22 protein-coding genes are annotated in these 24522 nt (G+C 73.4%); 11 read left to right on the top strand and 11 right to left on the bottom strand.

The annotated features are described in order from the left end of the window. Positions 1 to 268 precede the first annotated feature (268 nt). Positions 269 to 727, top strand: coding sequence for a cyclic nucleotide-binding domain-containing protein (locus ACFYZB_RS02590; protein WP_388753417.1), 459 nt, complete (start codon positions 269 to 271; stop codon positions 725 to 727). A gap of 1 nt (position 728) precedes the next feature. Here the strand turns inward: ACFYZB_RS02590 and ACFYZB_RS02585 are convergent, their stop codons facing one another. Continuing rightward, entirely contained in the window at positions 729 to 2027 is a 1299-nt protein-coding gene (locus tag ACFYZB_RS02585; RefSeq protein WP_388753415.1) for an MFS transporter, read from the bottom strand. A gap of 96 nt (positions 2028 to 2123) precedes the next feature. Next, positions 2124 to 2741, bottom strand: a complete 618-nt coding sequence (locus ACFYZB_RS02580; protein WP_388753413.1) for a LysE/ArgO family amino acid transporter — start codon at positions 2739 to 2741, stop codon at positions 2124 to 2126. A gap of 69 nt (positions 2742 to 2810) precedes the next feature. Here ACFYZB_RS02580 and ACFYZB_RS02575 point away from each other — a divergent pair, with 69 nt between their 5' ends. Both ACFYZB_RS02575 and ACFYZB_RS02570 read left to right on the top strand, forming a co-directional pair. Then, positions 2811 to 3698 carry a LysR family transcriptional regulator ArgP gene (locus ACFYZB_RS02575; protein WP_388753411.1) on the top strand — a complete coding sequence of 296 codons (888 nt, stop codon included), beginning with the start codon at positions 2811 to 2813 and terminating at the stop codon, positions 3696 to 3698. Positions 3699 to 4054: 356 nt separating this feature from the next. Beyond that, entirely contained in the window at positions 4055 to 4306 is a 252-nt protein-coding gene (locus ACFYZB_RS02570) for a WhiB family transcriptional regulator (protein WP_388753409.1), read from the top strand. Between the two features lie 60 nt (positions 4307 to 4366). Here the strand turns inward: ACFYZB_RS02570 and ACFYZB_RS02565 are convergent, their stop codons facing one another. From ACFYZB_RS02565 to ACFYZB_RS02545, 5 genes are all read right to left on the bottom strand, one after another. Then, positions 4367 to 4816 carry a DUF6098 family protein gene (locus ACFYZB_RS02565; RefSeq protein WP_388753406.1) on the bottom strand — a complete coding sequence of 150 codons (450 nt, stop codon included), beginning with the start codon at positions 4814 to 4816 and terminating at the stop codon, positions 4367 to 4369. Positions 4817 to 4885: 69 nt separating this feature from the next. Beyond that, a complete protein-coding gene (locus ACFYZB_RS02560) occupies positions 4886 to 6721 on the bottom strand; it encodes a sensor histidine kinase (RefSeq protein ID WP_388753491.1) in 1836 nt (611 codons plus the stop codon). Positions 6722 to 6911: 190 nt separating this feature from the next. Beyond that, the gene (locus ACFYZB_RS02555; RefSeq protein ID WP_351208891.1) at positions 6912 to 7616 is read right to left on the bottom strand and encodes a response regulator transcription factor; all 705 of its coding nucleotides are present in this window, start codon (positions 7614 to 7616) and stop codon (positions 6912 to 6914) included. 20 nt (positions 7617 to 7636) lie between these two features. Beyond that, complete coding sequence (locus ACFYZB_RS02550; RefSeq protein WP_388753403.1) at positions 7637 to 8380, bottom strand: L,D-transpeptidase family protein; 744 nt, start codon at positions 8378 to 8380, stop codon at positions 7637 to 7639. A gap of 42 nt (positions 8381 to 8422) precedes the next feature. Further along, positions 8423 to 9841: a M1 family metallopeptidase gene (locus ACFYZB_RS02545; protein WP_388753401.1), complete on the bottom strand. Its 1419-nt coding sequence runs from the start codon at positions 9839 to 9841 to the stop codon at positions 8423 to 8425. A gap of 170 nt (positions 9842 to 10011) precedes the next feature. On the opposite strand from ACFYZB_RS02545, the gene ACFYZB_RS02540 reads away from it, so the two are divergent. Continuing rightward, on the top strand, positions 10012 to 10359 hold the full coding sequence (locus ACFYZB_RS02540) for a DUF488 family protein (protein WP_351208888.1): 348 nt from the start codon (positions 10012 to 10014) through the stop codon (positions 10357 to 10359). 2 nt (positions 10360 to 10361) lie between these two features. Here ACFYZB_RS02540 and ACFYZB_RS02535 read toward each other — a convergent pair whose 3' ends face one another. Together ACFYZB_RS02535 and ACFYZB_RS02530 are read right to left on the bottom strand one after the other, a co-directional pair. Then, positions 10362 to 12035, bottom strand: coding sequence for an FAD-binding dehydrogenase (locus tag ACFYZB_RS02535; protein WP_388753398.1), 1674 nt, complete (start codon positions 12033 to 12035; stop codon positions 10362 to 10364). Between the two features lie 17 nt (positions 12036 to 12052). Further along, positions 12053 to 12679, bottom strand: a complete 627-nt coding sequence (locus ACFYZB_RS02530; RefSeq protein WP_388753396.1) for a TetR/AcrR family transcriptional regulator — start codon at positions 12677 to 12679, stop codon at positions 12053 to 12055. Between the two features lie 115 nt (positions 12680 to 12794). Here ACFYZB_RS02530 and ACFYZB_RS02525 point away from each other — a divergent pair, with 115 nt between their 5' ends. The 3 genes from ACFYZB_RS02525 to ACFYZB_RS02515 all read left to right on the top strand — a co-directional run bounded on the left by ACFYZB_RS02525 (position 12795) and on the right by ACFYZB_RS02515 (position 15516). Then, entirely contained in the window at positions 12795 to 13424 is a 630-nt protein-coding gene (locus ACFYZB_RS02525) for an alpha-ketoglutarate-dependent dioxygenase AlkB family protein (protein ID WP_388753393.1), read from the top strand. A 78-nt stretch (positions 13425 to 13502) separates the two neighbouring features. Then, positions 13503 to 14249, top strand: coding sequence for an MBL fold metallo-hydrolase (locus tag ACFYZB_RS02520; RefSeq protein ID WP_388753390.1), 747 nt, complete (start codon positions 13503 to 13505; stop codon positions 14247 to 14249). 31 nt (positions 14250 to 14280) lie between these two features. Beyond that, on the top strand, positions 14281 to 15516 hold the full coding sequence (locus tag ACFYZB_RS02515) for a DUF4032 domain-containing protein (protein ID WP_388753388.1): 1236 nt from the start codon (positions 14281 to 14283) through the stop codon (positions 15514 to 15516). Here the strand turns inward: ACFYZB_RS02515 and ACFYZB_RS02510 are convergent. Continuing rightward, positions 15513 to 16385, bottom strand: coding sequence for a universal stress protein (locus ACFYZB_RS02510; RefSeq protein ID WP_388753386.1), 873 nt, complete (start codon positions 16383 to 16385; stop codon positions 15513 to 15515). The two genes, ACFYZB_RS02515 and ACFYZB_RS02510, sit on opposite strands and share 4 nt — an antisense overlap. A gap of 171 nt (positions 16386 to 16556) precedes the next feature. Between ACFYZB_RS02510 and ACFYZB_RS02505 the strand changes: the two genes are divergently transcribed. The 4 genes from ACFYZB_RS02505 (at position 16557) to ACFYZB_RS02490 (ending at position 23125) form a co-directional block, all read left to right on the top strand. After that, positions 16557 to 18233 (top strand): FAD-dependent oxidoreductase, encoded by a 1677-nt coding sequence (locus tag ACFYZB_RS02505; RefSeq protein ID WP_388753383.1) that lies wholly within the window; start codon positions 16557 to 16559, stop codon positions 18231 to 18233. Further along, positions 18230 to 19687, top strand: coding sequence for an ATP-binding protein (locus tag ACFYZB_RS02500; RefSeq protein ID WP_388753382.1), 1458 nt, complete (start codon positions 18230 to 18232; stop codon positions 19685 to 19687). The genes ACFYZB_RS02505 and ACFYZB_RS02500 overlap by 4 nt, the downstream gene beginning before the upstream one ends. Beyond that, the gene (locus ACFYZB_RS02495) at positions 19684 to 20037 is read left to right on the top strand and encodes a UBP-type zinc finger domain-containing protein (RefSeq protein ID WP_388753379.1); all 354 of its coding nucleotides are present in this window, start codon (positions 19684 to 19686) and stop codon (positions 20035 to 20037) included. The genes ACFYZB_RS02500 and ACFYZB_RS02495 overlap by 4 nt, the downstream gene beginning before the upstream one ends. A 127-nt stretch (positions 20038 to 20164) precedes the next feature. After that, positions 20165 to 23125 carry an AAA family ATPase gene (locus tag ACFYZB_RS02490; RefSeq protein WP_388753377.1) on the top strand — a complete coding sequence of 987 codons (2961 nt, stop codon included), beginning with the start codon at positions 20165 to 20167 and terminating at the stop codon, positions 23123 to 23125. Here the strand turns inward: ACFYZB_RS02490 and ACFYZB_RS02485 are convergent. Further along, positions 23080 to 24360, bottom strand: coding sequence for an SGNH/GDSL hydrolase family protein (locus ACFYZB_RS02485; RefSeq protein ID WP_388753375.1), 1281 nt, complete (start codon positions 24358 to 24360; stop codon positions 23080 to 23082). The two genes, ACFYZB_RS02490 and ACFYZB_RS02485, sit on opposite strands and share 46 nt — an antisense overlap. Positions 24361 to 24522 lie beyond the last annotated feature (162 nt).

Genomic DNA, 24522 nt, shown 5'->3' with positions numbered 1-24522 from the left:
GGTAGAACACCCGGCAGATGGTTTATCGTTCATACATACGTGATGCCGGGGGTGACCGGAACCGTCCTTCCTCCCCCCACCGCGTCACCGCATACGGCCCTGGCCGGCCTCCCCCGTCCGGCCAGGGCTTCTTGCTGCCCGGAAGCGGCGGCGAACCGGGTCCGCGCCGAGGAAATCCACGTCCCTCGAGGTGCCCTGACGGGCGGCAGCGGCTGAAATGGGCATAGGGAAAGCACCCCCGAACCGCCCCGGCGAGGAGCCCCGCGCCATGACCAAAGCGATAAAACTGCTGACCGCCCTGCCCCAGACGCAGCGCGAGCGCCTGATGGAACTGGCCAAGGAGGTCTCGTTCCCGGAGGACACCCGCATCTTCGAGGCGGGCGGCACCGCCGACCGGTTCTGGGTCATCCGCTCCGGCGCTGTCCACCTGGACCAGCAGGTCACCTCCCGGAAGCGGGTCACCGTGGCCACGCTCGGCGCGGGCGACATGCTCGGCTGGTCCTGGCTGTTCCCGCCGTACCAGTGGGACTTCGGCGCGGTGGCCTTCACCGACGTACGCTCCTACGAGTTCGACGGGCCCTCGGTGCTCGCGCTGAGCGTGGAGGACCCGCTGCTCGGGCTCTCGCTGGTGCGGACGGTGGCCGAGATCCTCGCCCACCGCCTGGAGACGACCCGGGGCAAGCTGATGGACCAGTACGCGTCCAAGGGGCGCGGCGGTCTGGTCTAGGTCAGACCCGGTAACGGCGCAGCGCCGGTACGGCGGCGGCCAGGGCCAGCATCGCCACGACGACCAGGGCGCCGCCGCCCGCCACCGCGGTGCGCGGGCCGAAGGCCGAGCCGGCCGTGCCGTGCAGTACGTCGGCCAGGCGCGGCCCGCCCGCGACGACCACCGTGAAGACCCCCTGCATCCGGCCGCGCATCTCGTCCGTCGCGGCCGACAGGAGGATCGCGCCGCGGAACACCATCGACACCATGTCGGCGACACCGGCCGCGGCGAGGAAGGCCAGGGCCACCCAGAGATCGCGGCTCAGCCCGAACCCGGCGACGGCCGCGCCCCAGCCGACGACCGCACCGATGACCATCCAACCGTGCCGGCGGGCCCGCGAGAACACCCCGGAGAACAGGCCGCCGAGCACCGCGCCGACCGGGATGCCGGCGAACAGCACGCCGAGCGCGAGCCCTTCGCCGTAGGAGTGGTACGTCTGCGCGGCCAGCTGCGGGAACAGGGCGCGGGGCATGCCGAGGACCATGGCGACGATGTCGGCGAGGAAGGACAGCAGCAGCACCTTGTGCCGGGAGATGTACTGGAAGCCCGCGGCTATCTCGCGCACCCCCGCCCGGCGCGCGGCCGCCCCGCCGAGCGGCGGCAGCGCGGGCAGCCGGAAGACGGCCCACACGGTCAGGCACAGCGCCAGGGCGTCGATCAGGTACAGCTCCGGCAGCCCGATGACCGGGATCAGCACACCGGCGAGCAGGGGCCCGGCGACCAGGCCGGTCTGCATCACCGTGGAGCCGAGCGCGTTCGCGGCGGGCAACTGCTCGGCGGGGACCAGCCGGGCGATGGAGGCGTTGCGGGCCGGGGAGTTGAGGCCGAAGAACGCCTGCTGGCAGGCGAGCAGCACCATGAGGACGGCGACGGAGTCCAGTCCCGTGAGGGCCTGGACCCAGAACAGCAGCGAGGTGACCGCGATACCGGTGTTGGTGACCAGCAGCAGCTTGCGGCGGTCCACGGTGTCGGCGACCGCGCCGCCCCACAGCGCGAACGCCACCATGGGCACGAGGCCGGCCAGGCTCGCGTAGCCGACCCACGCCGAGGAGTGGGTGATGTCGTAGATCTGCTTGGGCACGGCGACGGCGGTGAGCTGGCTGCCGACGGCGGTGACGATGGTCGACGTCCACAGGCGCCGGTAGGCGGGGACGGTCAGCGGACGGGTGTCCATGGCCCAGCGGCGCCAGCCGCGCCGGGGCTCGGCCGTCGCGTCCGTCGCGGCCTCGGGTTCGGTGGTGCTGCTCTCGCTCGTGTCCACGGGTGTCCTGTTGGCGATAGAGGTTGCTCGCTACATCTTTTCGATTCGAGAGCCTAAGTATCTCAGCAGGATCCGTGCACGCCGAAGGGATCCGCTTCAGGACCCGGCCACGAGCGTGACCCCCAGCGCCAGCATGGTGACGGCGACCAGGCCGTCCAGGAGCCGCCACGCCGCCGGCCGGGCCAGGAAGCGGCCGAGCAGCCGGGCACCGAACCCGAGCGCGGCGAACCAGCAGAGGCTGGCGAGCGCGGCGCCGAGCCCGAAGGTCCAGCGCAGCGCGCCCCGGTCGGCCGCGAGGGAGCCGAGCAGGAACACGGTGTCCAGATAGACGTGCGGGTTCAGCCAGGTCATCGCCAGACAGGTGAGCACCGCCCGGCGCCGGGAGCCCGCGGCCTCCCCCTCGGTGCTCAGCCCTGCCGTGCCCGGCCCGAGCACCCGGCGGGCGGCGAGAACGCCGTAGCAGAGCAGGAAGAGACCCCCGACGATCCCGACCGCCCGGACCGCGCCCGGCCACGCCGTCACGACCGCCCCGACCCCGCCGACGCCGAGCGCGATGAGCACCGCGTCGGACAGGGCGCAGATGCCCACCACGGCGAGGACCGCGTCCCGGCGCACCCCCTGCCGCAGGACGAAGGCGTTCTGGGCGCCGATGGCGACGATCAGGGAGAGGCCGGTGCCGAATCCGGCGGCCGCGGCGGTCAGGGCGTGGTTCATGCACTCGAACCTAGGAAGGCGCTTGCCGCAAGTACAGCTAAAGATTCTTACGTACCCTTAGAGCTTGTGATGACGGTGGAGCTTCCCCTGGAGCAGGTGCGGACCCTGCTCGCCGTGGTGGACGAGGGCACCTTCGACGCCGCCGCGGCGGTCCTGCACGTCACCCCGTCGGCGGTCAGCCAACGGGTCAAGGCCCTGGAACAGCGCACCGGCCGGGTTCTGCTGCAGCGCACCAAGCCGGTGCGGCCCACGGAGTCCGGCGCGGTGCTGGTGCGGTACGCCCGGCAGCTCGCCCGGCTGGAACGGGACACCTGGGGCGAACTGGGGCTGAGCGGTGCCGGGGAGCCGACACGGGTCTCGGTGGCGGTGAACGCGGACTCGCTGGCGACCTGGTTCCTGCCGGCGCTGACCCGGGTGGCGGGCCTCTGCTTCGAACTGCACCGGGAGGACGAGGACCACACGGCGGCCCTGCTGCGCGAGGGTCTGGTGATGGCGGCGGTGACCACCGCCGCCGATCCGGTGCCGGGCTGCACGGTCCGGCCGCTCGGCCGGATGCGCTATCTGCCGGTCGGCACACCGGAGTTCACCGCGGCCCACCTGGGCGGGCGGCCGCTGCCCGAGGCACTGTCCGGGGCCCCGGTCGTGCTCTTCGACCGCAAGGACGACTTCCAGGACGCCTTCGTACGCCGGCTGGGACGGGCCTCAGCCGGTCCGCTCAGGCACCTCGTGCCCACCTCGGAAGGCTTCCTGGACGCGGTCGCCGCCGGGCTCGGCTGGGGCATGGTGCCGGAGGTCCAGGCGCGGCCGCTGCTGGCCGAGGGCCGGCTGGTGCTCCTCGCGCCCGAGGAGTGGATGGACGCCACGCTGTACTGGCAGCAGTGGAAGCTGGACTCCCCCGCGCTGGCCGCACTGGCCGAGGCGGTGACCGCGACGGCCGCCGAGGCGCTGCGCCACTGAGGGCCACACGTCATGCTTTATCCGTTTCGCACCCCTGCAAGGGCCCTGCGGAGTACGGTGGTCGGGCGGTGGCGCGGCGGACGGCGGTCCCGGCCGGTTCCCGCCCCCGATTCCGCGCCCCCGGTGCCCGGTCGGGTACGGATGCCCGCGGCCTGGTGGCCAATCCGCCCCGTTTCCCGGCCTGTTGAACGCGTACGGCCCGCCCCGGGACCGTGCGCGCGCCCGTGGCCGGATCGCGGTCGTGGCACGATCCCGCGTCGCGCACGCCGTTTCACACCGCCCCGACCGGTCACCCGAACCCGCGCAGTACACATGCGACAGGGACGGACCACTTCGATCGGATCCAGGAGACTTCCATGGACAACTGGCGCGACCATGCCGCGTGCCGTCACGAGGACCCCGACCTGTTCTTCCCCATCGGCACCACCGGTCCGGCGCTGGTGCAGACCCAGCGGGCCAAGGAGGTCTGCAGCCGGTGCCCCGTCCGGGAGGAGTGCCTGGACTGGGCGCTGGGGACGGGCCAGGGCATGGGCATCTGGGGCGGAACGAGCGAGCTGGAGCGCCGGGCGCTGTACCGCCGCGCCCGCACCCGGCCGCGCTCCGGCTGACCGGCCTGTCCCCCGCGCCGCTCCCGGCCCGCTGTCCCCGCGCCCCCACCGTCCCGGTCCTCAGCGGCCGCCGCGGCGCAGGGTTCCCCACTCCCGCTCCTGCCGGGCCACCTCCTCCTTCGCCGCGTCGATCACCTCGTCCGCGATCCAGCACAGCGGCTCGGCATCGGCCACGAGCGGCTCGTTGTCGGGGCCCCGGCCGGTCTCCCGGCCCCGCAGGACCCAGGGCCGCACACCGGGCCCCTTGTCGTGCGGCAGGTGCGCGTAGTCGTACAGGCGGCGGGCCACCCACAGTTCCACGGACCGGTCCGCCCACCAGCCTTCGACGTCAAGCGGGTTGGCGGACAGCCCGGGCATGGGTACGCCGGTGAGATCGTCGGTGCTGGAGACGTCGGCCAGATCGGCGCCGGGCCCGTGGGACCAGCGGACGTACAGGCCCTGCTGTGTGTTCACCAGGCGGGCCACCTCGGCGAGCGTGGACACGACCGGCAGGTCCTCCGGTGCGCTCATGGCACGACCTCCCTCGACGGCGCCGCGGGACCGGAGTACCCCTGGTGCGCGCGGGGGAATCGGAGGCGGTCAGGTGTGGTCCGCGGGTGGACCGGCCGCGGGCAGCCGCAGGGTGAAGACCGCACCCGCACCTGGCTCGCTCGCGGCCTCGGCCGTGCCCGAATGGGCGGCGAGCAGGTCACGCACGATCGGCAGGCCCAGTCCGCTGCCGCCGGTGCGGCGGCTGCGGGACTTCTCGGCGCGCCAGAACCGCTCGAAGACGTGCGGCAGGTCCTCGGGCGCGATGCCCGTGCCGGTGTCGGTGACGGTCAGCACGACGTCGGCGCCGTCCCGGCGGGCGGCGAGCGTGACCGTGCCGTCGGCCGGGGTGTGCCGCAGCGCGTTCGAGACCAGGTTCCCGAGGGCCTGCCGCATCCGCACCGGGTCGGCTTCGAGCCAGGCGGTGGCGTCGGACTCGGTGCGCAGGGCGACCCCGGCGGCGTCGGCGGCGACCCGGTGGGCGGCGGCCACCTGCTCCAGCAGATCGCCGGCCCGCAGCGGCTCGGGGTGCAGCCGCAGGGTGCCGGCATCGGCGGCGGCGAGGTCCTGCAGGTCGTCGATGATCCGCTGCAGGACGAGCGCCTCCTCGTGCAGCGAGTCCAGCAGCGGCGGGTCGGGCTCGACGACTCCGTCTCGGACGACTTCCAGCCAGCCGCGGATGTTGGTGAGCGGGCTGCGCAGTTCGTGCGCGATGTCGCTGACCATCGCCTTGCGCTGGGCCTCCAGGCGTGCGCGGCGCTCGGTCAGGTCGTTGAAGGCCTCGGCGAGGATGCCGGTTTCGTCCCGCGTGGTCACCGGGACCCGTACGTGCAGCTCGGGCGGCTGCTGGGCGGCCTCCGTCAGCGCGCGCAGCGGCCGTACCAGCCGGGTGGCGACGAGGGCGGTCACGGCGACGGTGACGGCGAGGACCAGCCCGGCCGCGCCGATCACCTTGGCCTTGTTGGCCGGGGACATGTCGAAGCGGGAGGGGTTCTGGTCGCCGATGCCGAGGAACAGGTCGGCGACCGGGGCGACATAGGGCTCGAGTTGGGTGCGTCGGGCGGTCAGCAGGCAGTGCTCGGCGGCCCGCGCCGTCTTCACCCTGCCCGCCTCGGCGTACTTGGCGGCGAGGTAGCCGCCGCCGAAAGGGTCCTTGCCGCTGGGGTCGAAGGTGAGGAACAGCGGCCCGCCGAGGTCCAGCCCGGCCTGCTTCAGGCAGGGCCGGGCGAGGTCGGTGAGGTCGGCCAGGGCCTTGCGTTCGGTCGGGGTGGCCGTGTTGAGCCGCCCGTCCTCGCACACCGACGCGCCGTAGCCGGCGGGATCGGCGCCGTTGGGCAGGGTGATCACGGGCCGTCCGCTGCTGGTGTGGACGACGCCGGGCTGGAGGCCGAAGCGCTCGTAGCACTGCTTGCGCCGGGCGGCGAGCCGGTCCAGCTGCGCGCGCTCCTTCGCCGGCAGCCGGTAGGGGCCGACCACGCGCGGGTCGATGCCGCTGAGCTGGGCGCCGGTCTCGCTGTAGGTGTCGGTGCGCAGTGGGTCGACGGTGGCGGCGGGGCGCGGGGGCAGCGGGGTGCCGCGGGGCGCGGAGTCGGCGACGAGGGTGCGGTCGGTTGTGGTGAGCGCGATCCGGCGTCCGGTCTCGGCAGCCAGCTGCCGGACGGTGCGCCGGACGTCCGTCCAGTCGGAGTGGGTGGCCGCGTACCCGCTGAGCCGGGCCAGGATGCTGTTGTCGGCCGCGAGGTCCTGGCCCTGCTCCTCCTTCAGGGCGCTGGTGGTGGTGGTCACCGCGAGCCAGGCGGTGGCGGCCACCGAGCAGACGGCGATCAGGGCGGAGACGGACAGCAGCCGGACGAGAAGCCGCTTGCGCACCGGGATCCGCCGCTTCACGGCCGCCTGCAGTCCGCCGCCACCCCGACCACGCGACACGACCGCACCGGGCCGGCCTCGAAGCCACCGACGCCTCACGGCTGCCTCCACCCGTCTCGAAGCCCGTGGCACCTCACGGCCGCTTCCGCCCGGCGTGGGGGCCGCCGGCATCCGACGGCCCTCCCCCACGCGCCTCGCACGCGCCCGCGCCTCACGACCGGACGCCGCTCAGTTTGTAGCCGACGCCGAAGACGGTCAGCAGGCGGGCCGGGCGGCGGGGGTCGGGCTCGATCTTGCGGCGGAGGTTCATGATGTGGACGTCGACGGCCCGCTCGGTGGAGGCCCGGTCGAAGCCGCGGGTGCACTGCAGCAACTGCCGCCGGGTGAACACCCGTTCCGGCTCAGCAGCCATGGCCAGCAGGATCTGGAACTCGGCCGGCGTGCAGTCCACGGTCGCGCCGTCGCAGCGCACCTCGTGCCGTACGGGGTCGACGCTGATCCCGGCGGCCCGTACGACGGGATCCTCGTCCCGGGTGCCGGCCCCACGCCCGCTGCGCCTGAGCACCGTGCGGATACGCGCCATCAGCTCGCGTGGGCTGTACGGCTTGGTCATGTAGTCGTCCGCGCCGAGTTCGAGGCCTAGCAGCAGGTCGTCCTCGGCGGAGCGGGCGGTGAGCATGACCACCGGGATCTCCGGCCCCTCGCGGCCGCGCAGCGCCCGGCACACCCCGAAGCCGTCGACGACCGGAAGCATCAGGTCGAGGACGACGAGGTCGGGCCGGAGGCTGCGGGCGGCGTCCAGCGCGGCGGCGCCGTCGTGCACCACCGTCGCGGTGTGTCCCTCGGCCAGCAGGGAGCGGCGGATCAGTTCGGCCTGCTTCTCGTCGTCCTCGGCGACCAGTACGTGTGCGCACACGAGTTCGGATCCTAGGCGGCTCAGTCGGCGAGCCAGTCGGCGTACCCCATGACGACGACCGGATGCCGGTGCGGGTCGAGGGTGTGCAGCAGTTCCTTCATGTGGGCCTTGGCCACGCTGACGCAGCCGTGCGTGGGGCCGCCGTGGTCGACGTGCAGCCATACTCCGCCGCCGCGCTGCGGGCCGAGCGGCCGGGTCCAGTCCAGCGGAGAGGTGCCGGGCTCACGGTTGTAGTCGATGGCGATGACGTAGTCGACGCAGCCATCGAGCGGTTCGCCCTCGAAGCCGGTGCCGGGCGAGTGGAAGCCGCTGGAGTGGTGGTACGGCAGCTTGCTGCCGGGGTCCGGGAGCAGGCCGCCGGCGTCGGAGAGGGTGTACACGCCGAGCGGGGAGCGCAGGTCGCCCAGTACGTGGTGGGCGCTCCAGCCGCGAAGGGCGTTGTGGGCCGGCCGGACGGGGCCGGACTGCCAGCCGGTGGCGGTGCGCTGGTGCAGGACGACCGTGCAGAGCGCGGAGTCCTTCCCGCGCCCGGTGACGACGACGGCCTGCTCACAGCGCTCGGGTATCGCCGCCGATCTTTCGGGGCCGAGGCCGGGTATGCCCTGGGCCGCCTGCTCCGCCCGGATCTCGGGTGTCTCACGGGTGGCGGTGGGTGCCGGGCGCGTGGGGGGTGTCCGGCGCTCCGTCGCCTCGGCTCCGCCGCCGCAGCCGGTGAGCAGCAGTGGGGAGGCGAGGACGGTGACGGCGGTTCTGCGTTGGATCATGGTGTCGACCTTGGCCGACACTTGTTTGGAACTGGTAAGAGTTCAGGCGTCCTTCGGCTTTCCTTCGGTGAACAGCCAAACCCGGAACAGCCCGTCCAGCCGCTTCCCCGAGATCCGCCCGGCCAGCCGCTCGAACTGTGCCGTCGTACCGTGGCCGTCGCGGTGTGCGGCGGCCCAGGCGCGCAGGATCCGGAAGAAGTCCGGATCGCCGACGGCTCTGCGCAGTTCGTGCAGGGTCATGGCGCCGCGGGCGTAGACGGGCGTGTCGAAGATGTTCCGGCCGCTGCCCGGGTCGCCGGGCGGAAAGGCCCACAGGTGATCGCTCGCCGGGTGGGCGTAGAGGGCGTCGAAGGTCTTCTGGGCGCTGTCGCCGCCGTGCTGCTCGGCGTACAGCCACTCGGCGTAGGTGGCGAAGCCCTCGTTGAGCCAGATGTCCTTCCAGGCGGTCAGGGAGACGGAGTCGCCGAACCACTGGTGGGCACTCTCGTGGACGAGGGTGCTCAGGTCGGGCGCGGAGTCGTACAGCGGCCGGGTCTGGGCCTCCAGCGCGTAGCCGACGTCCGGGGCGTGGTCGACGATCGACCCGGCGGAGCGGAACGGGTACGGCCCGAACAGCCTGCTCGCCCAGGCGAGTACGGACGGCAGCTGCTTCAGCACGGGTGCGGCCGCGCTCGCCTCGCGCGGGTCGACGGCGTTGTACACGTGGATGCCGTCCGCGGTGGTGTACTGCTCGACCTTGAACGTTCCGACGGTGGCGGTCGCCAGATAGGCGGCCATCGGCCGGCTCTCGCGCCAGCGGAAGGTCGTACGGCCGTGCTCGGTGCGCTGCCCGAGCAGCACGCCGTTCGACACGGCCGTACGCCCCTGGGGGACGGTGATGGTGATGTCGTACGACGACTTGTCCTTGGGGTGGCCGTTCGCCGGGAACCAGGTCATCGCTCCCTGTGGCTCGCCCGCGACGAAGGCGCCGTCGTCGGTGGGGATCCAGCCGTCCGTCGAGCCGTCGGGGTCGGTGACCGGCTTCGGAGTGCCGTCGTAGGTGACGGTGACCCGGAAGTCCCGGCCCGCGCGGAGGGTGTGGCGCGGGGTGACGACGAGTTCCTGGCCGTCGCGCCGGAAGGCCGCGCGTGTGCCGTCGACGGTGACTCCGGTGACCTTCAGGCCCGTCAGGTCGAGGTCGAAACGGCTGAGGTCCTGGGTGGCGCGGGAGTCGAGGACGGCCCTGCCGTCGAGGTGCCGGGAGGAGGTGTCGTAGCGGAGCGTCAGGTCGTAGTGCCGGACGTGGTAGCCGCCGTTGCCGCTGAGCGGGAAGTAGGGGTCGCCCGCGCCGGACCCGCCGGCCGCCGTCGGTCCGGTGGCGCCGACGAGTGCCGCCAGGACGACGGGGACGGTGGCGAGGACCGCGCCGCGGCGCAGGACGGCCGTTCGGCACCGGGCGGGTCGGCTGCGGAGTGGCGTCACGGGCGCTCCTCGGGAGGTGGCGGTGATCGGCTGGCCGCCACACTAGGGCCGCCGGTGGTCCGGTCCCTCTCTCATTCTGGCCAAGTCTCGCCGCCTCGCCGCCCGGCGCACCGGTCGTCGGCGGGTTACCCTCGCGGAACCGTCCGCCGTCCCCGGGAGGAGTGACGACCGTGAGCGTGCGTGTGCGCCGGATCTACGACCCGCCCGAGGCCGACGACGGCCTGCGTGTCCTGGTCGACCGGCTGTGGCCGCGCGGCCTCGCCAAGGACGTCGCCCGTGTGGACGAGTGGCCGAAGGCCCTCACCCCGTCGAACGAGCTGCGCAGGTGGTTCCACGGGGGCGGCTCGTACGAGGAGTTCAGGAGCCGCTACGAGGCGGAACTCGGCGCTCCTGAGGCCGCCGGACTCCTCGAGGGCCTCAGGACGTCGGTCCGCACGGGCCGGGTGACCCTGCTGACCGCGTCCAGGACGCCGGAGCAGAGCCACGCGCGGGTCCTGCTGGAGCTGCTGACGGGCTGAGGTCAGCCCGTCTGCCCGGCCGCGTGCCGGCCCGCGGCCCGGCCGGAGAACAGGCAGCCGCCGAGGAAGGTGCCCTCCAACGCGTTGTATCCGTGCACACCGCCGCCGCCGAAGCCGGCCACCTCGCCCGCCGCGTACAGCCCCTCGATCGGCGTGCCGTCGGCGGTCAGGGCGCGGGAGTCGAGGTCGGTCTGGATGCCGCCCAGTGTCTTGCGGGTCAGCACGTGCAGCCGCACGCCGATGAGGGGTCCCGCGGCTGGGTCGAGGATGCGGTGCGGGGTGGCGACCCGGCCGAGCCGGTCGCCGATGTAGCGGCGGGCGTTGCGGATGCCCTGGACCTGGGAGTCCTTGCTGTAGGGGTTGGCCATCTGCAGGTCGCGGGCCTCGATCTGGCGGCGCACCTCGGCCGCGTCCAGCAGCGGCTTGTCGGTGAGCGCGTTCATCTTCCCGACCAGTTGCTCCAGGTTGCCCGCGGTCACGAAGTCCGCGCCCTTGTCGAGGAAGGCCTGCACCGGCGCGGGTGCGCCCTGGCCGAGGAGCCGGTCGCGCAGCACGGCCTTGCGGTCCTTGGCGGTGATGTCTGGGTTCTGCTCGGAGCCGGAGAGCGCGAACTCCTTCTCGATGATCTTCCGGGTGAGGATGAACCAGGAGTGGTCGTGTCCGGCGATGTCCTCGGTGGTGCGCAGGTACTTGAGGGTGTTGAGGGTGTCGTACCCCGGCAGGCAGGGGTCGGGGAGGCGGCGGCCGAGGGCGTCCAGCCAGATGGAGGACGGGCCGGGCAGGATGCGGATGCCGTGGCCGGGCCAGATCGGGTCCCAGTTCTGCAGGCCCTCGGTGTAGTGCCACATGCGGTCGCGGTTGACCAGGCGGACGCCGGCCTCGGCGCTGATGTCGAGCATCCGGCCGTCGACGTAGGCCGGGACGCCGGTGACCATCTCGGCCGGCGGGGTGCCGAGCCGGGCGGGCCAGTAGCGGCGGACGATGTCGTGGTCGGCGCCGATGCCGCCGCTGGTGACGACGACGGCCTGGGCGGCGAGTTCGAAGTCGCCGACGCGCTCGCGGCTGGAGGCGACACCCCGCGGCGAGGGGTCCTCGGCGAGGACGGTGCCGCGCACCCCGCGTGCCGTGCCGTCCTCGATGACCAGCTCGTCGACCCGGTGGCGGTGGTGGAAGGTCAGCAGTCCGTCCCGGGCGGCCTGGCAGGCGTACCGGACGAAGGGTTCGACCACGCCGGTGCCGGTGCCCCAGGCGATGTGGAAGCGGGGCACGGAGTTGCCGTGCCCGCCGGCCCTGAGGTCGCCGCGCTCGGCCCAGCCGACGGTCGGCAGCAGCTCGATGCCGTGCCCCCTGAGCCAGGACCGTTTCTCGCCGGCCGCGAACCCGACGTACGCCCGGGCCCAGCGCACCGCCCAGGAGTCCTCGTCGTCGAGCCGGTCGAACTGCGCGCTGCCCCGCCAGTCGTTCCAGGCGAGGTCGAAGGAGTCCTTGATGCCGAGGCGGCGCTGCTCGGGCGAGTCGACGAGGAAGAGCCCGCCGAAGGACCAGAAGGCCTGTCCGCCGAGATTGGCGGCGTTCTCCTGGTCGACCAGCGCCACCCGGCGGCCCCGGCTGGTGAGCTCGTGTGCCGCGACCAGGCCGGCGAGGCCCGCTCCCACGACGATGACGTCCGCGTCCATGGCGACCGTGTCCTTCCTCAGATCCTCGATGGGGAACTGCTGCCGTCGGTGAGAAGTGCGGTGAGCAGCTGTTTCAGCCAGACCCGGGCGGCGTCGACGTCCTTGTCCAGCAGCAGTTGGACGGTGACGCCGTCGTACGCGGCGACCACGGCGTGCGCGGCGCCGTCCACGTCCCCGAGCACGGCGGGCAGTCCGGTGTGGCCGCGGGCCCGGAAGAGCCGGTCGGCGATCGCCGCACGGAGCCTGGCGCGGTGGTCGAGGAGGGCCCGGGCGGTCTCCGGGTCGCGGGCGGCGTGCACCAGGAAGTCGGTCTTCACCAGCAGCCAGTCCACGTCGAGCAGCAGCACGTCGGTGACCCGGTCCACGGAGGCCGGCACGTCGATCCCGGGCCCCTCCCGGGCGAGGGCCTCGGCCACCTGGGAGGCGATGAGGTCGGCGCGCTCCTGGTAGAGCGCGAAGAACAGCTCGTCCAGTGTGGCGAAGTTCGAGTAGAAGGCGCCGCGGCTGAAGCCGGCCGCTTCGCAGACCTCCTCGATGGAGACCCGCCCGAATCCCTTGGCCGCGAACACCTCGAACGCGGCGTCGAGCAGCCGGGCGCGGGTCCGCACCCGCCGCCGGGTGACGCGCCTGGGGGTGTCTTCCATCGGCTCCCGACCTCCCGTTCGATACAGGAATGTATCCGATACACCGATGTATCGAAAGACCCGGAGTCCACCGATTGAATGGGAACGCATTTTCGATTAGAGGTACGCTGGATCCATGTCCACGCACCTGCAGGGCTCCCTGTTCGACCAGACCGACGAGCTGCGGCTCGGCCCGCTCGACGGGCTGCGCCGGACCGCGCTGGACGCCGGCGCCTGGATCGACGTGCTGCCGGGCTGGCTGAGCGGGGCCGACGCGCTGTTCGAGACGCTGGCGGCGGGCGTGCCGTGGCGCGCGGAGCGCCGCAAGATGTACGACAGCGTGGTCGCCGTACCGCGCCTGCTGGCCTTCTACGCGGCCCGGGACCCGCTCCCCCATCCGGTGCTGGACGAGGCCCGTGACGCGTTGTCCCGGCACTACGCCGAGGAGCTGGGCGAGCCGTTCACCACCGCGGGGCTGTGCTTCTACCGCGACGGCCGGGACAGCGTGGCCTGGCACGGCGACCGGATCGGCCGGGGCGCCCGGGAGGACACCATGGTCGCGATCCTCTCCGTCGGCGCGCCCCGGGACCTGCTGCTGCGCCCGGCCGGAGGAGGCGGTACGACGCTGCGGCGGCCGCTCGGACACGGCGACCTGATCGTGATGGGCGGCTCCTGCCAGCGGACCTGGGAACACTGCGTACCGAAGACCGCCCGGGCCACGGGGCCGCGCATCAGCATCCAGTTCCGGCCGCACGGCGTGCACTGACACGAGCCACCGGTGCGCGCCGCCGCAACTTCTGGTTGGCTGTCCCCGACGGTCAGCCGCACAGGGCTCGGGGAGATCATGCGGGCAGAGGTACACCAGGTCGCCGACGGCACCTATCTGGTGCACGGCAACCACGTCAACTGGGTGATCCTGAAGGACGGGGACGCCGTCACCCTGGTGGACACCGGTTACCCGGGAGACCGCCAAGGAGTCCTCGAGTCCCTGACGGAGGTGGGCAGTTCACCGGAGGCGGTCGCCGCCGTGCTGATCACCCACGCGCACAACGACCATCTGGGCTCGGCCGAGTACCTGCGCGCGGCCCACGGCACTCCCGTGTACCTGCACCCGGCGGAAGTGCCGCACGCGCGACGGGAGTTCCTGCAGCAGGCCTCCATCGGGGACGTGGTGCGCAACGCCTGGCGGCCCGGAGTCGTGCCGTGGGCGCGGCACGTGATCAAGGTGGGCGGCACCCGGCACAACCCCGTCACCGCTCCCGAGCCGTTCCCTGCGGACGGCCCGCTGGACCTGCCCGGCCGGCCCGTGCCCGTGCACACCCCGGGCCACACCGGCGGCCACTGCGTCTACCACCTCCCCGAGGCGGGCATCGTCATCTCCGGCGACGCCCTGGTCAGCGGCCATGCGACCTCGCGGGTCGAGGGCCCGCAGATACTGCTCGACTTCTTCCACCACGAGCGGGCCGGGGTCGTGGCCTCCCTGGAGACGATCGGCGCGCTGGACGGCGACACCCTGCTGCCCGGTCACGGGCCGGTCCACCGGGGTCCGGTGCGCGCGGCGGCCGAGCAGGCCCGGGACCGGGCCTCCTAGAACAGCCGCGGGGGGCCTTAGGGTTCGTGCCATGGCCTTGCAGATCAGTGCCACGAACCCGGAGCACCCCGGGCTCCTGCTCGCCCTGCCCTGGGACGTGCCCCTGGAGGAGTGGCCCGAGGAGTACCTCGTGCCGCTGCCGAGGGGCATCTCCCGGCACGTCGTGCGGTACGCGCACGCCGGCGACGAGGTGATCGCCGTCAAGGAGCTGGCCGAACGGCCCGCGCTGCGCGAGTACGGGCTGCTGCGCGACCTCGACCGGCTCGGCATCCCCGCCGTCGACCCCCTCGCGGTGGTCACCGGCCGCACCGACCGCTCGGGCGCCCCGCTGGAGCCGGTCCTGATCACCCGGCATCTGCGCGGGTCGATGCCGTACCGCTCGATGTTCGAGACGACCATGCGCCCGGCGACCATGCACCGGCTCATGGACGCCCTCGCCGTGCTGCTGGTCCGGCTGCACCTGGCCGGGTTCGCCTGGGGCGACTGCTCGCTGTCGAACACCCTCTTCCGGCGGGACGCGGGCGCCTACGCCGCCTATCTGGTCGACGCCGAGACCGGCGACCTGCACCCCCGGCTGAGCCCCGGGCAGCGGGAGTACGACCTCGATCTGGCCCGGGTGAACATCAGCGGCGAGCTGCTGGACCTGGAGGCGTCCGGTGCGCTGCACCCGTCCGTGGACCCGGTGGAGTTCGGGCACGAGATCTGCACCCGGTACCAGGGACTGTGGCAGGAGCTGACGCGCACCTCGGTGTACCCGGCGGGCAAGTACCACTACATCGAACGCCGGATCCGCCGGCTGAACGACCTCGGTTTCGACGTGGCCGAGATGCAGATCGAGCACTCCTCGAACGGCGACACCGTCACCTTCGTGCCCAAGGTCGTCGACGCCGGCCACCATCAGCGCCAGCTGCTGCGGCTGACCGGCCTGGACGCCGAGGAGAACCAGGCGCGGCGGCTGCTGAACGACCTGGAGAGCTGGATGGCCACCCAGGACGACTACGCGCCCGGCGATCCCCTGACCGCCCGCCCCGAGGTGCTGGCCCACCGCTGGGTGCGGGACGTGTTCCGGCCCACCGTGCGGGCCGTGCCGCTCGGGCTGCGCGGCTCGATGGACCCGGCCGAGATCTACCACGAACTCCTCGAACACCGCTGGTACCTGTCTGAGCGCGCCCAGCACGACATAGGCCTCGACACGGCCGTCGCGGACTACATCGACAACGTCCTGCCCAAGGCGCGGGCGACCCTGGAACCGACCGAGGCCGGCTAGGCCCTGTCGTGCGGGACCACGGCGACCGGGCACTCGGCGTGGTGCAGCATCCCGTGTGCGACCGAGCCGATCCGGGCGCCCACGGCCATGCGGTGCGCCCGGCGCCCGACGACCACCAGCTGGGCCCGGCCGGCCGCGGACAGCAGCACCTGGCCCGCGCTGCCCATCTCGACCTGCTCGGCCACGGGCACCTCGGGGAACCGCTCCCGCCACGGCCCGAGCGCCTCGGTCAGCGCCTGCCGCTCGTAGGGTTCGAGACCGCCCGCGTCGTCGAGGAGTTTGAGCGAGCCGGGGCTGTAGGCGAAGACCGGCGGCAGGGTCCACGCCCGAACGGCCCGGACGGCCGCGCCCCGGGCCGCCGCCGTCTCGAACGCGAACCGCAGCGTGGCCGCGCTGTCCTCCGCGTCGCCGTGCTGGCCGACCACGACGTCTCGCCCGGCGGCTTCGGCGGCCGGCTGGTCCCCGGCCCGCACCAGGACCACCGGCCGGTCGGCCTCGGCGATCACCTGCCGGCCGACCGAGCCCAGCAGGAACCCGATCACGGGCCCCTGCCCGCGCGAGCCCAGCACCAGCATCTCCGCCTCCGCCGCGGCGCGGGCCAGCGCGTGCGCGGGCTCGCCCTCGACCACGTCGACGCCCACCTCCAGCCCCGGATGCCGCTCGGAGACGGCCCGCACGGCCTCCGCCACCCCTTCCGACACCCAGCCGTGCTGGGTGTCCCGGTCGGCGGTGGCGAGCGACTCGGCGTACCGCCAGGCGTGCACCACGCGCAGGGGCAGCCCCCGGCGTACGGCCTCCCGGCCCGCCCAGTCCAGCGCGGCCAGGCTCTCCTCGGTGCCGTCCACCCCTGCCGTGATCGGGCGTGTCATGCGTGGGCCTCCTCGTCGCCGCGCTCGTGATGATGGTGCCCACTATCGGGCACCCGTGCTGCCTGCCGTACCCGGGGCGGACCGGGGCAATCGAACATACGATGGCTGGGAACCGGTGCGGTGGTCTCCACGACACCGGCCCGTGGAACCGACGCTCGGGGTGGGAGACGTATGGCACAGGCCGCCGATGCAGCGCGGACCGTCATCCTGACCGTGGACGACGACCCGGGAGTCTCCCGTGCCGTCGCCCGCGACCTGCGGCGGCGTTACGGCGAGTCGTACCGGATCGTGCGCGCGGAGTCCGGTCAGTCCGCGCTCCAGGCGCTGCGCGAGCTGAAGCTGCGCGGCGACCTGGTGGCGGTGATCCTGGCCGACTACCGCATGCCCCAGATGAACGGCATCGAGTTCCTGGAGCAGGCGCTGGACGTCTACCCGGGGGCGCGGCGGGTGCTGCTCACCGCGTACGCGGACACCAACGCCGCGATCGACGCGATCAATGTCGTCGATCTCGACCACTATCTGCTCAAGCCCTGGGACCCGCCGGAGGAGAAGCTCTACCCGGTCCTCGACGACCTGCTTCAGGCGTGGCGCAGCAGCGCCTACAAACCGGTGCCCAGCACCAAGGTCGTCGGGCACCGCTGGTCGGCGCGGTCGTCGGACGTGCGCGAGTTCCTGGCCCGCAACCAGGTGCCCTACCGCTGGTACTCGGTGGAGGAGCCCGAGGGGCAGCGGCTGCTGGCGGCCGCCGGGGCGGACGGGCGGCGGCTGCCGCTGGTGATCACGCCGGACGGCGGCACACTGGTCGAGCCGGAGGCGCCCGAGCTGGCGGCGCGGGTGGGCCTCGCGACGACGCCGACGGCAGACTTCTACGACCTGATCGTGATCGGCGGCGGGCCGGCCGGGCTCGGCGCGGCCGTGTACGGGGCCTCCGAGGGGCTCAGGACCGTGCTGGTGGAGCGGTCGGCGACCGGCGGGCAGGCCGGACAGAGCTCCCGGATCGAGAACTACCTGGGGTTCCCCGACGGCGTGTCCGGCGCCCAGCTCACCGACCGGGCGCGCCGGCAGGCCGCCAAGTTCGGCGCCGAGATCCTGACCACCCGCGAGGTGACGGGACTCGAGGTCAACGGCGCCGCCCGGGTCGTACGGTTCGCGGACGGTACGGCGATCGCCGCGCACAGCGTGATCCTCGCGACCGGCGTGCAGTACCGGCAGCTGGAGGCGCAGGGCTGCACCGACCTCACCGGCTGCGGCGTGTTCTACGGCTCGGCGCTGACCGAGGCCGCCTCCTGCCAGGGGCAGGACATCTACATCGTCGGCGGCGCCAACTCGGCGGGCCAGGCGGCGATGTACCTGTCCCGGGGCGCGAAGTCGGTGACGCTGCTGGTGCGCGGCCCCGACCTGTCCGCCTCGATGTCCCACTACCTGATCCAGCAGATCAACGAGGCGCCGAACATCTCGGTCCGCCCGCACACGGTGGTGGACGCGGCGCACGGCTCGGACCACCTGGAGCAGCTGACGCTGCGTCACACGGTGACCGGGGAGTGTGAACGGGTCGACGCTCAGTGGGTGTTCGTGTTCATCGGCGCCGCCCCGCTGACCGACTGGCTCGGTGACGCGGTGCTGCGCGACGAGCGCGGTTTCATCCTGGCCGGGCCCGATCTGACGGCCGACGGGCGGCCGCCGGCCGGCTGGGAGCTGGACCGGCCGCCGTACCACCTGGAGACCAGCGTCCCCGGCGTGTTCGTGGCGGGTGACGCCCGTGCCGAGTCCGCCAAGCGGGTCGCGTCCGCCGTAGGAGAGGGAGCCATGGCCGTGATGCTCGTCCACCGGTATCTGGAACAGTCATGAGCGGGCAGATCATGCCGTGCAGCCCCAAGGAGATCGGCTCGCTGTTCCTCTTCGAGAAGCTGAGCCCCGAGCAGCTGGGCCGGCTGTGCAGCGAGGGGCGGGTGGAACTGTTCCAGCCCGGCCCGGTGTACACCGAGGGCGACCCGGCCACCTGCTTCTTCGTGATGATCGAGGGCACGGTGGTGATGTCCCGCCGGGTCGGCGGCGACGACGTGGAGGTCGGCCGCACCTCGCAGCGCGGAGTGTACGCGGGCGCGATGCAGGCCTACCTCGGCGACCGGGTGCCGCAGGTCTACAACAACTCGATGCGGGTGACGGAGCCGACGCGGTTCTTCGTGCTGCCGGCGGACATCTTCGCGGACGTCATGACCGAGTGGTTCCCAATGGCCGTGCACCTGCTGGAGGGCCTGTTCTTCGGGTCCAAGCGCACCCAGGCGGCGATCGGGCAGCAGGAGCGGCTGCTGGCGCTCGGCTCACTGTCGGCCGGGCTCACGCATGAGCTGAACAACCCGGCCGCGGCAGCCGTCCGGGCTACCGCGACCCTGCGCGAACGGGTCGCGAAGATGCGGCACAAGCTCGCCGTGGTCGCCGAAGGGCCCTTCTCCCGGGACGCGTTGGCGGGCCTGATCGAGATCCAGGAGCGCACCGCCGAACGGGTCGCCAAGGCCCCGGTCCTCAGTCCGCTGGAGGCCGCCGACCGGGAGGACCTGCTCACCGACTGGCTGGAGGACCACGGCATCGACTACGGCTGGCAGCTGGCACCCACCTTCGTGCAGGCCGGACTCGACGTCGACTGGCTGGAGCAGGTCGCGGCGGCCGTGGACGAGGAGATCCTCGGCGGCGCGGTCGCCTGGCTCAACTACACCATCGAGACCGAGCTGTTGATGAACGAGATCGAGGACTCCACCACCCGTATCTCGCATCTCGTCGACGCGGCGAAGCAGTACTCGCAGCTGGACCGGGCGCCCTACCGCGTGGTGGACGTGCACGAACTCCTCGACAGCACCCTGCTGATGCTCTCCGGCAAGATCGGCGCCGGTATCGAGGTCGTGAAGGAGTACGACCGCACGCTCCCGCCGGTGCCCGCCTATCCGGCGGAGCTGAACCAGGTGTGGACCAACCTGATCGACAACGCGGTGTCCGCCATGAACGGCTCCGGCGGTACGGGCACGTTGACCGTACGGACCGCGCTCGACCACGAGCGGCTGCTGGTGGAGTTCCGGGACACCGGGCCCGGCGTGCCGCCCGAGATCAAGGACCGGATCTTCGACCCGTTCTTCACCACCAAACCGGTCGGCGAGGGCACCGGGCTGGGCCTGGACATCTCCTGGCGGATCGTCGTCAACAAGCACCACGGCAGCCTGCGCGTGGAATCGGTGCCCGGCGACACTCGTTTCCAGGTGCTGCTGCCGCTCACCGCGGAGGTGCCGGAGGAAGTGGAGGTGACCGTATGAGCACTGTCGACGGAGTCGACCCGGGCATCCCGCCCAGCGGTCAGGGATGTGTGGAGTGCGAGGAGGCGGGCGGGTGGTGGTTCCATCTGCGGCGGTGCGCGCAGTGCGGGCACATCGGGTGTTGCGACGACTCCCCCGCGAAGCATGCGACCGCGCACTATCGCGCGACGGGGCATCCCGTGATCCGGAGTTTCGAGCCGGGTGAGGAGTGGTTCTGGAACTACGCGACGGATGAGTTGTACACGGCGGGGCCTGACCTCGCGCCGCCTGTCAGTCATCCTGCGGATCAGCCGGTACCGGGGCCTGCGGGGCGGGTGCCGGAGAACTGGGCGCAGACGTTGCGGGGTTGAGCGCGGTCGAGTGCCTCATGGGTTGGGGGGGTTCTCCGACGTCGGCGCCTGCGGGTAGGGGTGGGGTGCTCGCGCGGTTCTCCACGCCCCTTCAGGTGCGACCGGTCCCGCGTGCCAGGATGGGGATGTGTCTCAGATCGCCTTCAGTGCGCCGCCGTTGATCGGGCGGGACGAGGAAGTGGCCCGGCTCATGGGTGTGCTGGAGGCTGCCCGGGGTGGGGCGGCTCGCGCGGTGCTGGTCGCCGGGGACGCGGGGGTCGGCAAGACACGGCTGCTGGAGGAGGTCGCGGGGCGGGCGGCGCGGGCGGGGACGACCGCGGTCACCGGGCACTGCGTGGACCTTGGTGACGTCGGTCTGCCGTATCTGCCGTTCACCGAGATCCTCGGCGCGCTCGGCGCCGACGCGCGCTTCACGGCCGTACTGGCCGCGCATCCGGCGGTGGACCGGCTGCTGGGTGCGGGGACCGACCCGGCGGGCGGTCCGGACGGGCGGCTCAGGCTGTTCGAGGACGTCGCCGGGCTGCTGGCCGAACTGGCCGCCGCGGCACCGCTGCTGCTGGTCCTGGAGGACCTGCACTGGGCCGACCAGTCCTCCCGGGACCTGCTGCGCTTCCTGCTCAGCCGGGGTGTGCTGCACCGGTCGGGCGGCGGCCCCGAGCGGCGCCTCGCGGTCCTCGCCTCCTACCGGGCGGACGATCTGCACCGCCGCCATCCCCTGCGACCGCTGCTCGCCGAACTGGTCCGGCTGCCGGCCGTGGAGCGACTGGAGCTGCGGCCGCTGCCGGATCCGCAGGTCGCACGGCTGGTGCGGGCCCTGGAGGAGCGCCCGCTGCCCGAGGCCGTCGTGAGCGGCATCGTGGCCCGCGCGGAGGGCAACGCGTTCTACGCGCAGGAGCTGTTCGCGGCGGCCGGCGCGGACGCCGACGGAGTGCCCAGCGGGCTCGCGGACCTGCTGCTCATCCGGGTCGAGCAGCTGACCGGGACCGCCCAGCAGGTGCTGCGCACCGCCGCCGTGGCCGGGCGCCGGGTGGAGCACGACCTGCTGCGCGAGGCGGCCGGGCTCCCCGAGGAGGACCTGGAGGCGGCGCTGCGCGAGGCTCTCGGACGGCAGTTGCTCGTTCCCGGGGACGGCGACACCTACGCCTTCCGGCATGCCCTCACCCGCGAGGCGGTCTACGCGGACCTGCTGCCCGGCGAGCGGTCCCGCCTGCACGGGGCGTACGCCCGGCTGCTCGCCGCCCGCGGCCGCGCCCCGGAGACGGCCGCCGAGCGCGCCCACCACGCCCGCGAGAGCCACGACCTGCCGGGAGCGCTCGCCGCCTGCCTGGAAGCGGCCGACCACGCCCGGCGGGTGGGTGCGCCGGCCGAGGAACTGCGGCATCTGGAGACGGCGCTGGACCTGTGGTCGTCGGTACCGGCGGAGGCCCGGCCGTGCGCCGACGGGATCGCGCCCGTCACGCTGACCCTGCGGGCCTCCGCGGCCGCCGCGCAGGCCGGGGACTCCCATCGGGCGGTCTCCCTCACCCGGGCCGCGCTCGCCGAGGTCGGCCAGGACGCCGACTCCGCGCTCGCCGCCCGGATCCGGTACACCCTCGCCGGCAACCTGCTCACCGTGGACCGGCTGCAGGCGGCCTACCGGTACAGCAGTGAGGCCCTGGCGCTGATCCCCGCCGAACCGCCGTCGCGGACCTGGGTGTGGGCGGCGGCCACCCATGTCATGGCGGCCCGCCATCTCGGCCCGGACGACACGGCCCTGAACATCGCCCACCGGGCCCTGCGCGTCGCCGAGGAACTGGGCATGGCCGACGCGCAGGCCGATCTGCTGATCACCCTGGCCAGTTTCGAAGGCGGCGGCCGCAGCTCCGCGCAGGGCCAGGAGCGGCTGCAGCGCGCCCGGGAGCTCGCGCGGTCCGCCGGACACGGTCCCGTGGAGATGCGGGCACTGTTCAACCAGGCCATCAGCCGCCTGGAGGCCGGCGATCTGCAGGCGTGCCTGCCGTTGCTGGCGGAGGGCCTGGAGCGGGCCCGCCGGACCGGGCTGCTGTCCTCGCCGTATCCGCTGGAGATGCGGTATCTCCAGCTGCTGGCCCTGTACACGCTCGGCCGGTGGGACGACTGCCTGCGTACGGCGGCGGAGGCCGCGGCGGTCCTGCCGGCCACGGGCGCCTTCGCGGCGGGCCCCGCGCTGTACGTGGCGGTGGCGCGGGGCGACGCCGGGGCGGTCGAGCGGGCCGAGGCACTGCTGGAGGGGCCGTTCAACTGGATGGGCACCCTGGTCGCCGGCATCGCCCTCACCGACGCCGCGGCGCTGCGCGGCGCCCCGGAGGCGGCCGTGGAGCGGATGCGGACGGCGCTCGGCGCGCTCGGCGACGACTCGGGGCGGCGGCCCGATGTCACGGTCCGGCTCGCCGCGCTCTGTCTCACGGCGGTCGCCGACCGGACCGTGGAACTGCGGCGTGCCGGGGACGCGCCGGCGCTGCGCCGCTGGGCGGAGACCGCGACCGAGCTGGTGGAACAGGCGCGGGCCTCGGCCGCACGGGACGAGGAGGGCCGTCCGCAGGGGCCCGAGGGCCAGGCCTGGCTCGCCCGCGCCGAGGCGGAGTGGGCGACGGCCGTCTCCGGCCCGGACCCGGCGGCCTGGGAGAAGGCGGTCGCCGCGTTCGCGTACGGCGATGTGTACGAACAGGCCCGTTGCCGGGTGCGGTACGCGGAGGTACTGCTCGCCGTCGAACGGCGGACGGAGGCGGCGGAGGAACTGCGCACGGCCGGGTCGACGGCGCGCGCACTGGGCGCGGCACCGCTGCTGGCACGGATCGACGCGCTGACCCGCCGGGGCCGTCTCACCGCCGCCGGGACCGGCACGGCCGGTGCCGCGCCGCTGACCGCCCGGGAGCAGGAGGTGCTGCGGCTCCTGGTGCGGGGCCGCAGCAACCGGCAGATCGGCGAGGAGCTGTTCATCAGCGGCAAGACGGCGAGCGTGCACGTCTCCAACATCCTGGCCAAGCTGGGTGCCGCGAGCCGTACGGAGGCGGTGGCGATCGCCTACCGCCGGGGGCTGATCGCGCCGGAGCCGACCGGGGCGGGGTGAGCCGGCCGGTCCCCCGGCGGGCGGGCGCAGTCGAGGCTGCCCAGGCCGACGGCGCCGGCCAGCGCCCGCATTCCCCCGTCGTCGGGGTGGAGGTGGTCACCGCCGTCGAAGCGAGCCAACAGCCGGGCGGGGGCACGGGGGCTGCGCAGGACGCGGTCGAAGTCGGCGACCGCGTCGAACTCCCCGCCGGCGCGGACGAATCGGTTCACTTCCCGGCGTACGGCCTCGGCGGCCGGGCCCCATTCGGGCCGGCCCTCGAAGGGGCCGATCGTGGCGGCGACCACGCACTTCCCCGCCGCGTGCACCCGCCCGGCGATCTTCCGGTATCCGGCGATCAGGTCCTGCGCGGTGACGCCGGTGTGCGCCTTGAGGTCGTTCACCCCCTCGAAGAGGAAGACGGTGCGCACACCGGGCAGGGACAGCACGTCCCGGTCCAGGCGGTGCAGGGCGCTCTGCCCGAAGCCGTCGGTGAGCACCTGGTTGCCCGAGATGCCTTCGTCGGCGACGCCTTGGACAGCCGCGTGGGCCGTGTGCAGGCGCCTCGCCAGGTAGTCGGGCCAGCGGCGGTTCAGGTCCGTGGTGGAGTGCCAGCCGTCGGTGATGGAGTCGCCGAGCGCGACCACGGCCCCGGTGGCGCCGCGGGAGGGCCGTACGGACACGGCGTCGAGGTACCACCAGGAGCCGGTGGTCCGCGTCCAGTTGGCGCCGCTCTGCTCGGCGGTGTGGTCGCCCCTGCCGGTGTAGGAGGTCTGCATCGCCAGCCAGTGGCCGGTCGCCGGTCCCGCCGCGGCCGGGGTGTGCAGGCTGACCACCAGATCGCTGCCCGCGCGCAGTCGGCCGGGCAGCGGGTCGCTCCAGGCGGTGGCACCCGCCGGGACGATGACGGTACGGGCACCGCCGAAGGTCAGCGGCCGGTTGCTGCCCGGCCGCAGGGCGGCACCCTCGCTGCGCACTCCGGCGTAGACGCTGTCCACTGTCAGCGAGCGGTCGCCGAAGGCGTTGCTCAGGCGGATGCGCGGATCGTCGCCGCCGACGCTGGTGTGCACGATCAGCCGGTAGCCCTCTCCGGCGGTGCCCTCGCCCATGCGATCGGCGCTCGCCGCCCAGGTCACGACCCCCGAGGCCTGTTCGACGGAGGCGGGCAGCGCGACCGCCCGAGCGGGCGCGGACTGGCAGACGACGGCCGTGAGCAGGACGGCGGCGACGCGGCGGACGCGTCCGAACCGGCCGGTCATCGCGCGAGGCCCCGGAACGTGCCGGGCCCGCCGGGTTTGCCTGCGGACCGTCCGGGACGTGCCTGCGTATCCCACGGACGCCATGGTCCCGCCGGCACCGCGGCCGCGCACCCCGGCGGGTTCGCGGTGCCGCCGGTGCGCATCGACGGGGTGCCGCGGGCG

This window comes from Streptomyces sp. NPDC001852 (assembly GCF_042891825.1).
GTDB lineage: Bacteria > Actinomycetota > Actinomycetes > Streptomycetales > Streptomycetaceae > Streptomyces.
This window is presented reverse-complemented; position numbering and strand designations above follow the sequence as displayed.

What these genes read in the sequence shown, in the direction of transcription:
- ACFYZB_RS02535 (WP_388753398.1), bottom strand. Translation starts at nt 12,035, where the DNA reads ATGGACGCGGACGTCATCGTCGTGGGAGCGGGCCTCGCCGGCCTGGTC.
- ACFYZB_RS02575 (WP_388753411.1), top strand. Translation starts at nt 2,811, where the DNA reads ATGACGGTGGAGCTTCCCCTGGAGCAGGTGCGGACCCTGCTCGCCGTG.
- ACFYZB_RS02510 (WP_388753386.1), bottom strand. Translation starts at nt 16,385, where the DNA reads ATGACACGCCCGATCACGGCAGGGGTGGACGGCACCGAGGAGAGCCTG.
- ACFYZB_RS02530 (WP_388753396.1), bottom strand. Translation starts at nt 12,679, where the DNA reads ATGGAAGACACCCCCAGGCGCGTCACCCGGCGGCGGGTGCGGACCCGC.
- ACFYZB_RS02495 (WP_388753379.1), top strand. Translation starts at nt 19,684, where the DNA reads ATGAGCACTGTCGACGGAGTCGACCCGGGCATCCCGCCCAGCGGTCAG.
- ACFYZB_RS02505 (WP_388753383.1), top strand. Translation starts at nt 16,557, where the DNA reads ATGGCACAGGCCGCCGATGCAGCGCGGACCGTCATCCTGACCGTGGAC.
- ACFYZB_RS02565 (WP_388753406.1), bottom strand. Translation starts at nt 4,816, where the DNA reads ATGAGCGCACCGGAGGACCTGCCGGTCGTGTCCACGCTCGCCGAGGTG.
- ACFYZB_RS02570 (WP_388753409.1), top strand. Translation starts at nt 4,055, where the DNA reads ATGGACAACTGGCGCGACCATGCCGCGTGCCGTCACGAGGACCCCGAC.
- ACFYZB_RS02550 (WP_388753403.1), bottom strand. Translation starts at nt 8,380, where the DNA reads ATGATCCAACGCAGAACCGCCGTCACCGTCCTCGCCTCCCCACTGCTG.
- ACFYZB_RS02500 (WP_388753382.1), top strand. Translation starts at nt 18,230, where the DNA reads ATGAGCGGGCAGATCATGCCGTGCAGCCCCAAGGAGATCGGCTCGCTG.
- ACFYZB_RS02580 (WP_388753413.1), bottom strand. Translation starts at nt 2,741, where the DNA reads ATGAACCACGCCCTGACCGCCGCGGCCGCCGGATTCGGCACCGGCCTC.
- ACFYZB_RS02590 (WP_388753417.1), top strand. Translation starts at nt 269, where the DNA reads ATGACCAAAGCGATAAAACTGCTGACCGCCCTGCCCCAGACGCAGCGC.
- ACFYZB_RS02525 (WP_388753393.1), top strand. Translation starts at nt 12,795, where the DNA reads ATGTCCACGCACCTGCAGGGCTCCCTGTTCGACCAGACCGACGAGCTG.
- ACFYZB_RS02485 (WP_388753375.1), bottom strand. Translation starts at nt 24,360, where the DNA reads ATGACCGGCCGGTTCGGACGCGTCCGCCGCGTCGCCGCCGTCCTGCTC.
- ACFYZB_RS02520 (WP_388753390.1), top strand. Translation starts at nt 13,503, where the DNA reads ATGCGGGCAGAGGTACACCAGGTCGCCGACGGCACCTATCTGGTGCAC.
- ACFYZB_RS02515 (WP_388753388.1), top strand. Translation starts at nt 14,281, where the DNA reads ATGGCCTTGCAGATCAGTGCCACGAACCCGGAGCACCCCGGGCTCCTG.